We start from the raw sequence: 13,126 nt of genomic DNA, 5'->3' as shown, positions 1-13,126 counted from the left end.
ACATATTCTAAAAGGGCGGTAATATGAGGATGACCCGTTGAAACGCGCGAAAACCGGATGGTGGGCGCTTGCGGGAGCGACCGGGCAGCAATGGGCGGGGCGCAGCACAGATGCCGCGCGCCGGATGATGCTGGCTGTCGTCGCGGGAACACTTGTCGCCACCTCTGTTGCCAGTATTCCCTCCCCCGCCACGGCGCTGGAGCGGATGACTCTGACCGCGCCGGGCGCGCCCGAGGATCTGATCGAAACGCTGCGTCTGAGTTCGCTGCTGTTGGTCTCGCGCGATGAAGGGCATGTCGATTCCGGCAGCCTGATGGCCACCGCGCGGGCGGAATACGGGCGGTTGATCCCGCTGCTTTACGATCACGGCTATTACGCGCCGACGATCTCGGTGCTGATCGACGGGCGCGAAGCCTCGGAAATCTCGCCACTCTCGACGCCTGCGCAGATTGACCGTGTTGAGGTGATTGTCACCACCGGCCCGCTGTTCACCTTTGGCCGTGTCGAGATTGATCCGCTGGCCCCGGATACCGTGTTGCCCGAGGGGTTTGCCAGCGGTCAACCTGCGCGCAGCACCATGGTCCGCGCGGCGCTGGCCGAGGCGCTGGATGCCTGGCGCGGGCTGGGCCATGCGCAGGCCGATGTGCAGGTGCAGGATGTCGTCGCCAATCACAACACCGCCGAGCTGAACGTGCGGCTGGCACTGGCGCCGGGGCCGAGGCTGCGCTTTGGCGCGGTGGTGCCGCAGGGCAATGAGCGCACCCGCAGCAACCGGATCATCGCCATTGCCGGGCTGCCGCGCGGCGAGACCCATGACCCCGAGGCGATGGACGAGGGGCAAACGCGGCTGCGTGACACCGGCGCCTTTTCGAGCGTGGTGCTGCGCACCGCCGAACGCGCCAATCCCGATGGCAGCATCGACATTGAGGCGCAGGTGGTTGAAGCGCCGCCGCGGCGGCTGGGCTTTGGCGTCGAATATGACAGCGAATCCGGCGTGCAGCTGACCGGCTTCTGGCTGCACCGCAATTTCCTTGGCGGCGCCGAGCGTCTGCGGCTTGAGGCCTCGATCGACGGGATCGCCGCGCGCACTGGTGGTTTGGGCGTGACGCTGGATGCGCGCTATACCCGCCCAGCGACGATCAACCGCGACACCGATCTTGAGTTGGGCACCCGCGTCATGCGGCTGGATGAGCGCGACTATATGGCCGATGCGTTCGAGGCCGACGCCGCTTTGGTGCGCCGCTTTGGTGACAATCTTCTGGCCAGCGGCGGGGTGCAGCTGCGCTATGAACGCGCCGAGTATGGCGGGACAAGTTCGAACTTCGGCACGCTGGGGCTGCCGCTCTCGCTGACCTATGACAGCCGCGACACGCCGCTGAACGCCACCGAGGGGCATTACCTGTCGGCGACGATCATGCCCTATTTCGGCTTTGGCCAGACCGAGCATGGCGCGCGGCTGCGGTTTGATGCGCGCAGCTATGCCGATTTCGGCAGCGAAGGCCGCGTGGTGCTGGCCGGTCGCGCGCAGGTCGGGGCGATTGTCGGCAGTGCGCTGGATGCCACGCCGCGCGGCTTCCTGTTTTACTCGGGCGGCGGCGGCACCGTGCGCGGCCTGCCGTTCCAGTCGCTGGGCGTGGCCGGGCCACCAGCCTCGGGCGGGCGCGGCTTGGTGACCGCCTCGGGCGAATTGCGTGTGCGGGTCAATGACAGCCTGACGCTGGCGACATTTGCCGATGCGGGCTGGGTCTCGGCGGGGCCGTTGCGGGGCGCCTCGGACTGGCAGGCGGGCGGCGGCGTCGGGCTGCGCTATGACACGCCGATCGGGCCTCTGCGGCTGGATCTGGCGACGCCCCTGCGCCGCAATGCCAGCGCTTTGGGTAGCAGTTCCTATCAAATCTATCTTGGAATCGGTCAGGCATTTTGATGCGCATGCCAAGACCGTCTCCGCTGATGCGGACCGGGGCCGAGGTTGCCCGCCGATCCCGCAGGCCGGAGTGGTCGCTTTGGCGTTTCTGGGTGCCATTGGTGCTGATTGCGGCGCTGCTGCTTGGCGGTCCTGCGCTCTCGAACGAAGAAGACGAGGGGCTGCTGGCGCGGACCCTGCAGAACCTTCTGTCGGACGCCGGACGCGAGGTGATCATCCGCGGGTTTGAGGGCGCGCTGTCGTCGCGGGCGACGATGCGCGAGCTTTCGATTGCCGATGATGACGGGGTCTGGATCACCCTCTCGGATGTGGTGATCGACTGGAACCGCGCCGCGCTGTTCGAAGGGCGCGTCTCGGTCAATGAACTCAGCGCCGCGACCATCGACCTGTTTCGTCTGCCCAGCACCAGCAGCGCCAGCAACCTGCCCAGTGCGACCGCGCGTGAGCCGTTTTCGCTGCCGGAACTGCCGGTCTCGGTGCGCATCGGCGAAGTCGGCGCGGAACGGGTGCGGATCGACGCGGCGGTGATGGGGCAGGCGGCGGAAATCTCGTTGCAGGGCGAGGCGCTTTTGGCCGGCGGGCAGGGCGACGCGCGCTTCGAGGCGCGCCGTGTCGACGGGCAAGAGGGCGTCTTTGCCTTCGAGGGCGATTTCGACAATGCGACGCGGTTTCTGGATTTGAACCTTGAGTTGAGCGAGGGGCAGGGCGGCATCGCGGCCACCATTCTGGGCATCCCCGAACAGCCCGCGCTGGGGCTTTCGGTGCAGGGCGCGGGGCCGCTGACCACCTTTTCGGCGGATATCGAACTGGCCACCGATGGCGTGCCACGGGTGACCGGAGAATTCGCGGCCATCGACGCGGCGGCTGACGACTCCCCGATCGACGGGGCGGGGTTCGCGCTGGATCTCTCGGGTGATCTGCGGCCGCTGTTGTCGCGGGAATTGCATCCGTTCTTTGGCAATAACAGCCAGTTGCGCGCCAGTGGCCAGCGCAGCGACTCCGGTGAGGTCTCGCTGCCCGAACTCAGCATCAGCACCGAATCCATGAGCCTGAACGGCGCCGCCTCCTTTGCTGCCAGCGGGCTACCGCAACTGGTCCGGCTGACCGCCGCCATCGAGACCCCCGATGGCGAGCCGGTGCTGCTGCCGGGCACTTCGGGCGTGGGCTATATCACCCGCGCGACGCTGCGCATTGACCATGATGCCGAGCGCTCGCGCGATTGGCGGCTGCGCGGCGAGATCGACGAATTGGCGCTGCCGGAACTGCTGGTGGGCAGCGCGCTGATGGATGCACGCGGGCGTCTGAACGCCACCAGCACCGAGCCGCCGGATGCCGATTACAGCCCGCTGCCGGTGTTCGAGGGCGTGTTCGAATTCGCCGCGCGCGAGATCACCGCGCAGGATGCGGGGGTGCAAAGCGCCATCGGCTCCGAGCTTTTTGGCCTTGCCAGCATCGCTTGGCCCGGCCCCGAGGAGCCGATCGAACTGACCGGTCTCGCGCTGGAAGGGCAGAGCCTGTCGCTGACCGCATACGGGGCTATCGACGGGCTGGATTTTGACGGTTTCGTTGAGTTTTCCGCCCCCGATCTGGCGCGGTTCTCGGGTCTGGCGGGGCGCGCGCTGGGCGGCGCGGCTCTGGTCACCGCACAGGGGCAGGTGAACCCTTTGACCGGCGCGCTGGACCTTGAGGCCGATCTGACCACCAACAATCTGACGCTGGATATCGATGAAGCGGATTCGATGTTGGCGGGGGAGTCGCGGATGTCGCTGTCGCTGCGCCGTGACACCGAGGGCACCGCTTTGCGCGCCTTCACGCTGCGCGCGGGGACTGTCGAGGCCAGCGCGCAGGGTGAGTTGCGCCCCGGTGCCGTCGATCTGCAGGCGCGGCTGGCGGCGCTGGATCTGGCGCAGATGGGCGCGGGCTATGGCGGGCGGCTGGCGCTGGATGTGGCGCTGCAAACCGAGGTGGTGCCAGATTCCGAGCCGCAAGCGCAGCCAGCGCAAAGCGAAAATCTGGGGCAACGGCTGCGGTTCGACGGGTCGGCGGTGGACCTGCAACTGGCCGATCTGCCCGCCGGTGACATCATCAGCGGCATCTTCAGCGGCGCGACACGGTTGCACGGCGATCTTCTGTTGCACGGCGATCAGGCGGATATCACCGCGTTCACGGTGGCGGGGCCACGTGTGGAACTGACCGGCGCAGGCCGCTGGTCCGAGACCGATCCCGATCTGACCGTGGACCTGCAGCGGCTGGATCTGGCGGCGCTGGGCGAGGCGGGATCGGGCGCGCTGTCGGGTGAATTGCGGCTGACCGGCGCGGACGGCGGCGCGCGGCGGGTGGTGCTCGGGCTTGGCGGTGAGGGGCGGTTGCGCACCGGCAATGCCCAGATCGACGGGCTGCTCACCGAGGGGATGGACCTGAGCGCGGATGCCACGATTGCCGCCGATGGCGCGGTGCGGATCGACAGCGCGGGGCTTGCGGCGACCGGTCTGCAGGTCGATGCGACCGGCCTGCAATCGGCGGATGGCGCGACGCGGCTGGCGATTGAAGGGCGGCTCGACAATCTGGGCCGCGTGGTCGCGGGGATGAGCGGCGCGGTGGTGCTGAACGCCGATGTCGAGCGGCAGGTCGGGGATGATGGCTATGAGGTTCAGGCCGATCTCACCGGCCCCTCGGCGCTGGCTTTGCGCACCCGTGGCCGCATCGGCGATGACCTCGCGCTGGCGCTGGTCCTGCAGGGGCAATTGCAGGGCGCGCTGATCAACCCGCTGATCGAGCCGTCGAATGTGCAGGGGCTGATCCGGCTGACCGGTGCTGTTGAAGGGCCGCCCTCGATCGAGGCGCTGCGCCTGTCGGTGGCGCTGGAGGACGGGCGGTTTTTGCAGCCCAATGCGGCGATCGCATTTGAGGGGATCAACGGCGAGGCGCAGATCAACGGGCTGGACGCACAGGTCAATCTCTCCGGCCTGTCGCGGCAGGGCGGGCGCGGCACGATTGCGGGCGCGATCTCGCTGCGCGGCGATCAGCAGGCGGATCTGACGGTCAGTGTCGAGGATTTCACCGTGCGCCAGCCGAGCCTCTTTGATGCGCTGGTCTCGGGCAGCGTCTCGGTGGTCGGGCCGCTGTCCAATGGCGCCTTGGTGCGCGGTGATGTGCTGGTCGAAGAGGCGGAAATCCGCATCCCCAACTCACCGCTGGCCCGCGCCGGTTTCGGCCTGCAGGGGTTGCGCCACATCGGCGAGAGCGCGGCCAGCCGCCAGACCCGCACCGCCGCAGGTATTGCCTCGGGCACGCGAAACGGGCGTGCGCCGATCCCGCTGCGGCTGGATCTGACGATGCGTGCGCCGGGGCGGGTGTTTGTGCGCGGGCGCGGGCTGGATGCGGAAATGGGCGGCACACTGCGGCTGGGCGGCACCCTGAGTGATGTCGTGCCCTCGGGCAGTTTCGGGCTGATCCGCGGGCGGCTGGACCTGCTGGGCAACCGCTTTAACCTGACCGATGGTTCGGCCAGTATGATCGGGGATTTCATGCCCATCGTCAGTCTGGTGGCGACCACGGAATCCGACGGGGTGACCACCAGCGTGATGCTCTCGGGCCCCGCCAACGAGCCTGAAATCAGCTTCAATTCGGTGCCTGAACTGCCGCAGGATGAAGTGCTGGCGCGGCTGGTGTTCCGCCGCTCGCTGACCACTTTGTCGCCGTTTCAGGCCGCGCAACTGGCGCTCTCGGTGGCGACGCTGACCGGACGCGCCGAGAACTCGATCCTTGACCGCACACGGCAGGCGATGGGGCTGGATGATCTGGATTTCACCGTTGATGACGAGGGCAATACCGCGGTGCGCGCCGGTCGCTATATCGGCGAAGAGGTCTATACCGATCTCAGCGTTGACAGCACCGGACGCAGCGAAGTGACGATCAATCTGGACCTGACGCCGAATGTCACCCTGCGCGGGCGGGTTGATACCGACGGCCGCTCGGGCGTCGGTATCTTCTTCGAGCGGGACTATTAAAGCGCCGGTTACGCGTTCGGTTTGCTCAGAGCGCGGCGCAGCGCGGGCCGCTGTTTGAGCCGGTCGAAATAGGCCAGAAGCTGCGGCTCGGTGATTTCGAACTTCGCCGCTTTCGCCCAGATCAGACAATGGGTGAGCACGATATCGGCGATGGTGAACTCATCTCCGGCGACAAACTCGGCATCCCCCATCCGCGCCACCAGCCGCGCCTGATTGCGCGAGAATTCCCATCTCAGCGAATCCTTGACCGCGCCGACGCGCTTGTCTTCGGGCAGGATGAAACTATGCCGCGCGCCGGTCCAGAGCACCGCGTCGAATTCATCGAGCAGGCAATGCAGCAGCGAATCCTGCCGCGCGCGCTCGATGGTGCCGGCGGGGGCGGTGAAACGCCCGTGCGCATCGGCGAGATACTGGATGATCGCGGTGGAATCGCTGATCGGCTCACCATCCACCAGCAGCACCGGAACCTTGCCGCTGGGGTAATGCTCGGTCACATCCGGCGCATGCGGTTTCACCGGCACATGGGTGTAGCTCAGGCCCAGCTCTTCCAGCATCCAAAGCGGACGCGCGGCGCGGGTCTGGGCGGCACCGATCAGCGTATAATTCGGTTCGGTCATCATCGTCTCCCTGTCTTTATCACCGCATCAAGCCACGCAGAGCGCAGCGGTGCAAGCGGTGATGACAGGCAGGGGGCGGGTGTGGCTCAGCGGCGTCCGGCCATCCGCGACAGGCGGATCAGCGCGCGTTCGGCCAAAGCGCGGGTTGGCGCGCGGGTGGAAGAGCGCAGCGCCAGATCGGTGGCGGTCAGATCGCGCAAAGCATCCTCGACCCGTGGCAGCGACCAGTTCTGCGCCTGCCGCAACAGCCGGTCGCGGCGCTGGCCAAACACCGGCGGACGCAGCGCGCCGATGGCCTGTTGCGGGCCGCGCGGATCGCTGACCAGCGCGTGCAGCAGTTTGAAATGCCGCGCCGCACCGATGCAGACCGCGACCGGCTGCACGCCCTGCGCGGCCAGCCGTCCAAGGATCGGCGCCAGATCGCCCATCCGCCCCTCGGCCATGGCGTTGAGGATATCGTCGATCTCGGCCTCGGCGCTTTGTGGCGCCAGCATGGCGATCTCGTCCGGGCTCAGCGGCGTGTCATCGCCGATCTTATAGAGCGCAATACGGGTCAGGGTCTGGCGAAAATCACCGGGTTCCAGTGTCATCGCCAAAGCGCCGAGATCGCGCATCGCGTCTTGTGACAGGTTGGTTAATCCCTCGGCGGTGAGCATCTGTTCGATCTCGGCCCGGCCCGGCGGATCGTCATAGACCGCCAGCACCAGCGCGCGGCGGTCGGCTTCAAAAAGTTTGCGCAGTTTCGAAGTTTTTTTAAGCGCGCCAGCGGTGGCGACGATCATCGCGTCGCCCTCGGCCCAATCCTCGAGCGCGGTTTTCAGCGCGTCAAACGCGTGTTCATTGGCCTCGTCGATGACCACTGCGCGGGGGCCGGGGAAGAACCCTTGCGCGCGCGCCGCATCCAGCGCCGCCGCCGGATCTTTGCGCAGATCACTGCCCGGCATGCGGGTCAGGCGCATTTCCGATTCGGCTTGCGGCCCGACATGCGCCGCCACCAGTTTCGCGCGGCGCTCGGCCACACGCATGGCATCGGCGCCGTAAATCAGGATCGCGGGCACCTTGGGATCGGGTTTGCTGAGGAACCCGACGGCATCGCGGGGCGAGAGTTTCATGCCGGTATCGGTTTCATGTCGGGCTGAGGCCCGGTTCGGTATAAAGCCGCGTCGCCAGCGCCTCGGCGAGCAGACGCATCAGGCGCAATTCGGCGTCCTCTTTGGCGGTGAGCGTCGCCAATTGCGTGCTGGTCGTCGAATAGGTGGTGTTGTTGCGGATGTCGCCCGAGGCCACTTCGGCGCCGCTGTCCAGAGCGGTGACGGAAAACTCAAGCGTGCCAAAGACTTGTATCCGCGTGTCGCCAAGGTTTTGCACCGCGCCACCGCCGATTTCTTCGGTGGTGATGCTATAGGAAAGCGCATAGCGCGTGGCGGTCGGGCGGCCGAGAATATCCTCAAAGGCGGTGACAAACTGGAAATCATTGCGCGTGACCGGATCTTCCAGACGGATCGCGCCGCGCAGGGCGCGGCCTTGTCCCTGCGGGCCATAGACGGGCCGGAACCCGCAGCCTGCGGTGAGCGCCAGAACGCCCAACCCGGCCAAGAATCCCCGCCTATTCGTCAATCCCCGTCGCTCAGATAACCACATTCACGATCCGCCCCGGCACCACGATGATCTTTTTCGGCGTGGCCCCCGCAAGCGCCCGCGTCACAGCTTCGTCGGAGAGCGCGATTTTTTCAACCTCTTCCTTGCTGGCATCCAGTGCGACGGCGATCTCGGCCTTGCGCTTGCCGTTGATCTGCACCGGCAAGGTGACAGTGTCATCGACCAGAAACGCAGGGTCGGCCTTGGGCCATGCGGCCTCGGTCACCAACCCGTCGCCGCCCAACTGATGCCAGAGGTCTTCGGCCAGATGCGGCACCATCGGCGCCATCAATTGCGCCAACACCCGCGCCGCCTCTTTCTGCATTCGTGCCGAGGCTTTGGATTTCGACAGGGTGTTCGAGAACTCATAGAGTTTCGCAATCGCCTTGTTGAAGGCGAATCCCTCGATCATCGTGGTGACCTCATCGACGGCGCGGTGCATGGCGCGGGTCAGGTCGGCGTCATCGCCCGGCGCATCGGCAGGCATCGCCGCGATCCGCTCGCCCATCGCCCAGACACGGGACAGATGCTTGAAGGTCGCCTCGGCGCCCGAGCTGGTCCATTCGACATCGCGCTCGGGCGGGCTGTCGGACATCACGAACCAGCGCGCGGTATCGGCGCCGAACTGCTCGATGATATTGACCGGATCGACGACGTTTTTCTTCGATTTCGACATTTTCACCGAAGAGGTGGTCTCGACCGCCTCGCCGGTGGCGATGAGTTTGCCGTCCTCGACATCCTCGGGCAGATGATAGATCGGCCGCCCGCGCTCATCCTTGGTTTTGTAGATCTCATGCGTGACCATGCCTTGGGTAAACAGCGCGTCAAAGGGCTCGACGGCGCTGGCGGGCAGATGGCCGGTTTTATGCATCGCGCGGGCAAAGAACCGCGAATAGAGAAGGTGCAGAATCGCATGCTCGATACCGCCGATATATTGATCGACGTTCATCCAGTATTCAGCCTCGGCGGGATCGGTGGGGGTCGCGGCATGGGGGGCGGTGAAACGGGCGTAATACCACGAGGAATCGACGAAAGTATCCATCGTGTCGGTCTCGCGCCGCGCCTCCTTGCCGCAGGCGGGGCAGGCGCAGTTGCGCCAGGTCGGGTGCCGGTCCAGCGGGTTGCCGGGTTTGTCAAAGCTGACATCCTCGGGCAGGCGGATCGGCAGGTTTTCCTTTTTCTCGGGCACCACTCCGCAAGCGTCGCAATGCACAACCGGAATCGGGCAGCCCCAATAGCGCTGACGGCTTAGGCCCCAGTCGCGCAGGCGGTATTTCTCTTGCCCGACGCCGAGATCATGCGCCTCGAAATAGTCAATCGTGGCGTCGATCGCCTCTTGGCTGGTCGCTTTGGTGACGCCGGCGAAATGGTCGATGAAATCGACGGTCTCGGATTTCGGCGGCACCAAGGCCTCGTTTTCCACCTCGACCTCTTGGCCGGGCAGATAGAAGGCGTTGCGCACCGGCAGCCCGTATTTGCGGGCGAAATCAAGGTCGCGCTGGTCATGGGCGGGGACGCCAAAGACCGCGCCGGTGCCGTAATCCATCAACACAAAGTTGGCGACCCAGACCGGCAGCTCCTGATCAGGATGGATCGGGTGGCGCACGGTGATGCCGGTGTCGATGCCTTTTTTCTCGGCCTTCTCCATCGCCGCTTCGGTGGTGTCCATCTTGCGGGCGGCGGCGATAAAGGCGGCGAGTTCGGCGTTATCCTCGGCCAGAGCGCGCGAGACCGGATGTTCGGGCGAGATCGCCACGAAGCTGGCGCCGTGCATGGTGTCGGGGCGGGTCGAATAGCAGATGATCGGCGCTTCGCCATCGGTGCGGCGGAACGGAATGTCGATGCCGCGTGATTTGCCGATCCAGTTTTCCTGCATCAGGCGCACTTTGGCGGGCCAATGCTCCAGCGTATCGAGCGCTGCCAGCAGTTCCTCGGAGTACTCGGAGATCTTAAAGAACCATTGGGTCAGCTCGCGCTTTTCGACCTCAGCGCCCGAGCGCCAGCCCTTGCCGTCGATCACCTGCTCGTTGGCCAGCACGGTCATATCGACCGGATCCCAGTTCACCACCGCGTTCTTGCGGTAGACCAGACCGGATTTCAGCATATCGAGGAACATCGCCTGCTGCTGGCCGTAATACTCGGGGTCGCAGGTGGCGAATTCGCGGCTCCAGTCAATCGACAGGCCGAGGGGCTTCATCTGGCCCTTCATCACTTCGATATTGTTATAGGTCCAGGTCGCCGGATGACCGCCCTCCTGCATCGCCGCGTTCTCGGCGGGCATGCCGAAGGCGTCCCAGCCCATCGGGTGCAAGACGCTGAAACCCTGCGCTTTTTTATAGCGCGCGACGACATCGCCCATGGTGTAGTTGCGCACATGGCCCATATGGATGCGCCCCGAGGGATAGGGGAACATCTCGAGCACGTAATACTTGGGCCGCGAGGGATCGACCTTGGCCAGAAAGCATCCGGCGGTGTCCCAAGCTGTCTGCCAGCGGGGTTCGATGGTCTGCGGCTGGTAGCGGGCGTCGGATGGGCCTGGCATGGGATGTATCCTGAATTGAATTGGATATGAAAAAACCGGGCCACGGGGCCCGGCAATGTCTTACTATTGCAGCGCCGAGGGGTCCAGCCCGCCGCAAACGAGTTGCAGGGCGATTCTGCGGGCGGCACGCAGGGCGATTCGCATGGCGCGCGCCGTGAGCTGTTACAGCCCCAACTCGCGGATACGGATTTGCCGCGCGCGGGTCAGGATCGCATTCTCGACCGCGCGCACCGTCTCGGCGCTGGCCGGACCGCCGCGCGTGACCAGCGCAACATTGAGTGAGCGCGCATCAAGGGCGGCATCGCTCACCGCAATCGTGGCGCGGTAGGGGCGTCCGCCGCCCGGCGGGGTGCCGAAGCCGGTGGTGATCACGCCCGAGAAGGGGTCGACCGTTTCCACCGGCAGGAAGTCCAAAACCTCCAGCGAGGCGGTCCAGATATAGCGGTTGACGGTCAGCACCGTCGAGGGATCCTCGCGATTGGCAAACAGGCTCAGCACCGAACCGGTGATCCCTGACTCGGCCTGCTGCTGTTCCAGCGCATAGGCGTTCGATGCCTCCTGCGAGGCGGCGCGGTCGCCACCAAAGAAACTTCTCCCGCCACATCCAGAAAGAACCAATGTCGCGCTCAGCGCCACGATGATTGCCGTCGCCGGTTTTGCCGCCATTTGCTGCTCCCGTCCAAGCCGAAAAATGCCACGCATAAATAATGTATAAGGGATTTGCCCTATGCGCATGTATAGATGCCGTATCTAAACGAGGGGCGGGGATCGAACAAGCGGTTTGCACATGGGTCATGCGGGCCGCGCGCAAACACCCGCGCATTGGCACTGGCTGAGGCGAAAACGGCGGCAAAGCGGGGAGTTCGGGCGGTTGCGGCAGGGGCGGGGTGGTTGCGTGGCAAATCTGCACCACAAACAGCCAGAGTTCAGGGGGCCGTGGTCTCGTTGTTGCAAAGCCCCTGCAAAAACGAGAAATAGGGTCAACCCAACTTACTGACGAGCTGGGCTTCGATTTTTTAGTCTACGAGGGAAACCATGAAAAAAATTCTCCTTGCAACGACCGCTCTGGCTCTGTCGGCAGGTCTGGCAAATGCACAAGCAGTGACCATCAGCGGCGAAGGCCGCATGGGTATCGTTGGTATGAACACTGGCGGCGGCTGGACTTGGTCGCAGGAAAACCGTCTGCAGTTCAACTTTAACGTTGCTGTAGAATCCGACCACGGCCTGACGTTCGGCGCATGGTCGCGCGCACGCATCAACACCATGTCGACGGGTGTGTTTTCTGAATCGCGCGTTTGGGTTGAGTCGAACGGCCTGCGCCTGACCTTCGGTAACGTTGACGGTGCTATCCGTGGTGCGGGCACTGCATTCGGTTACGCTGGCGGCTGTTCTGTTGGTTATGTCGGTGGCAACCTCTGCGGAGACACCGCTGGTTTGGTTACCTATCCGGGCGTGACTCAGGGTCAGAATTCGACCGGCAATCTTGCAACCACACGTACTCGCATCGACTATTCGATGGGCGATACTCGCGTTGCAATTTCGCATGACCGTGTCGGTGCGACCGAAGTTGGTGCACGCACTTCCTTTGACGCCTTCACTGTTGCAGCAGGCTACACCACCTCGGGCACCGGCATCTGGACCGTTTCGGGCCACTACAATGGTGGCGCATGGGGCGTTGGCGCTTTGGTTGCACACGACAGCACTGCAACCAACTGGCAGCTCAGCGGCTCGGTTGCTCTCGGCGGTGGTGACCTCTATGCATATGTCGGTCGCGTTGCTGCAGCTCCCGGCAACACCCGTGCATATGGCCTGAGCTACGGCTACGGCTTGGGTGGCGGCGCCGTCTTGACCGCTGGCTACGAAGCAGTTGGCACCGATCGCTCCGCCACCATTGGCGTCGCATTCGGCTTCTAATTAGCCCACTGGTTAATTTGCGGAGAGCGGGCTTAGGCCCGCTCTTTTGCATTTCTGGACTGTGCAATTCCCTGAAGGCTTCGGCGAGAGATCGCGCAGTCACGCGCATTTTCATTCCTCGCCACCACACCCCATGGTAAATCGTCCACAGACTCAGGTTGGATGATGTATGCGCAGTTTACTGATGGCCCTTTCCGTGACGCTGGCGAGCCCTGCACTGGCCGATGTTACGCATTCCATCGACGCGCGGTTTGGCGTTGCCTATCAGTCCGATCCAAACTCCCCGAATGGCCGCGTCCAGACGCTCTATCAGGGGCGCTATACCTCGACCTATACGCACCGCGCCGACAACGGCCTGCAGTTCCGCTTTGAATTGGGCGTTGAGGTCGGCAATTTCGAGCCGCGCCGCCCCACCGCGCTGGCGCCGAATGCCTCCATTGGGGTGCAGTTCGACTGAACCCGCCTGCATCCTGGCTGATCC

9 protein-coding genes are annotated in these 13,126 nt (G+C 64.8%); 4 read left to right on the top strand and 5 right to left on the bottom strand.

The window, feature by feature from the left end; genetic code table 11:
- The first annotated feature begins 37 nt into the window (after positions 1–37).
- Positions 38–1,924, top strand: a complete 1,887-nt coding sequence (locus DDE20_RS15235) for an autotransporter assembly complex protein TamA (protein WP_116559384.1) — start codon at positions 38–40, stop codon at positions 1,922–1,924.
- A 2,411-nt stretch (positions 1,925–4,335) separates the two neighbouring features.
- Complete coding sequence (locus DDE20_RS19405; protein WP_420812372.1) at positions 4,336–5,934, top strand: translocation/assembly module TamB domain-containing protein; 1,599 nt, start codon at positions 4,336–4,338, stop codon at positions 5,932–5,934.
- An 8-nt stretch (positions 5,935–5,942) separates the two neighbouring features.
- On the opposite strand, the gene DDE20_RS15225 is transcribed toward DDE20_RS19405, so the two are convergent.
- The 5 genes from DDE20_RS15225 to DDE20_RS15205 form a co-directional block, all read right to left on the bottom strand.
- Entirely contained in the window at positions 5,943–6,551 is a 609-nt protein-coding gene (locus DDE20_RS15225; RefSeq protein ID WP_116559445.1) for a glutathione S-transferase family protein, read from the bottom strand.
- Positions 6,552–6,637: 86 nt separating this feature from the next.
- A complete protein-coding gene (gene holA / locus DDE20_RS15220) occupies positions 6,638–7,663 on the bottom strand; it encodes a DNA polymerase III subunit delta (protein WP_116559382.1) in 1,026 nt (341 codons plus the stop codon).
- Positions 7,664–7,676: 13 nt separating this feature from the next.
- Positions 7,677–8,192 carry a twin-arginine translocation signal domain-containing protein gene (locus tag DDE20_RS15215; RefSeq protein ID WP_116559381.1) on the bottom strand — a complete coding sequence of 172 codons (516 nt, stop codon included), beginning with the start codon at positions 8,190–8,192 and terminating at the stop codon, positions 7,677–7,679.
- Positions 8,179–10,731, bottom strand: coding sequence for a leucine--tRNA ligase (leuS, locus tag DDE20_RS15210; protein WP_116559380.1), 2,553 nt, complete (start codon positions 10,729–10,731; stop codon positions 8,179–8,181). The genes DDE20_RS15215 and leuS overlap by 14 nt, the downstream gene beginning before the upstream one ends.
- A 162-nt stretch (positions 10,732–10,893) precedes the next feature.
- Positions 10,894–11,397 (bottom strand): DUF3576 domain-containing protein, encoded by a 504-nt coding sequence (locus DDE20_RS15205; protein WP_116559379.1) that lies wholly within the window; start codon positions 11,395–11,397, stop codon positions 10,894–10,896.
- Between the two features lie 369 nt (positions 11,398–11,766).
- Here DDE20_RS15205 and DDE20_RS15200 point away from each other — a divergent pair, with 369 nt between their 5' ends.
- Positions 11,767–12,645, top strand: coding sequence for a porin (locus tag DDE20_RS15200; RefSeq protein WP_116559378.1), 879 nt, complete (start codon positions 11,767–11,769; stop codon positions 12,643–12,645).
- 169 nt (positions 12,646–12,814) lie between these two features.
- Positions 12,815–13,102: a hypothetical protein gene (locus DDE20_RS15195; protein WP_116559377.1), complete on the top strand. Its 288-nt coding sequence runs from the start codon at positions 12,815–12,817 to the stop codon at positions 13,100–13,102.
- Positions 13,103–13,126: the final 24 nt, after the last annotated feature.

Source organism: Pararhodobacter oceanensis (assembly GCF_003076755.1).
Taxonomy (GTDB): Bacteria; Pseudomonadota; Alphaproteobacteria; order Rhodobacterales; family Rhodobacteraceae; genus Pararhodobacter; species Pararhodobacter oceanensis.
The sequence above is the reverse complement of the archived record's forward strand: the minus strand, read 5'-3'. Positions and strand labels throughout refer to the sequence as shown.

Bases quoted from the DNA above. Each gene is read 5' to 3' on its own strand.
- DDE20_RS15215 (WP_116559381.1), bottom strand. From the start codon at position 8,192: ATGTGGTTATCTGAGCGACGGGGATTGACGAATAGGCGGGGATTCTTG.
- DDE20_RS15195 (WP_116559377.1), top strand. From the start codon at position 12,815: ATGCGCAGTTTACTGATGGCCCTTTCCGTGACGCTGGCGAGCCCTGCA.
- DDE20_RS15200 (WP_116559378.1), top strand. From the start codon at position 11,767: ATGAAAAAAATTCTCCTTGCAACGACCGCTCTGGCTCTGTCGGCAGGT.
- DDE20_RS15225 (WP_116559445.1), bottom strand. From the start codon at position 6,551: ATGACCGAACCGAATTATACGCTGATCGGTGCCGCCCAGACCCGCGCC.
- DDE20_RS19405 (WP_420812372.1), top strand. From the start codon at position 4,336: ATGGACCTGAGCGCGGATGCCACGATTGCCGCCGATGGCGCGGTGCGG.
- holA (WP_116559382.1), bottom strand. From the start codon at position 7,663: ATGAAACTCTCGCCCCGCGATGCCGTCGGGTTCCTCAGCAAACCCGAT.
- leuS (WP_116559380.1), bottom strand. From the start codon at position 10,731: ATGCCAGGCCCATCCGACGCCCGCTACCAGCCGCAGACCATCGAACCC.
- DDE20_RS15205 (WP_116559379.1), bottom strand. From the start codon at position 11,397: ATGGCGGCAAAACCGGCGACGGCAATCATCGTGGCGCTGAGCGCGACA.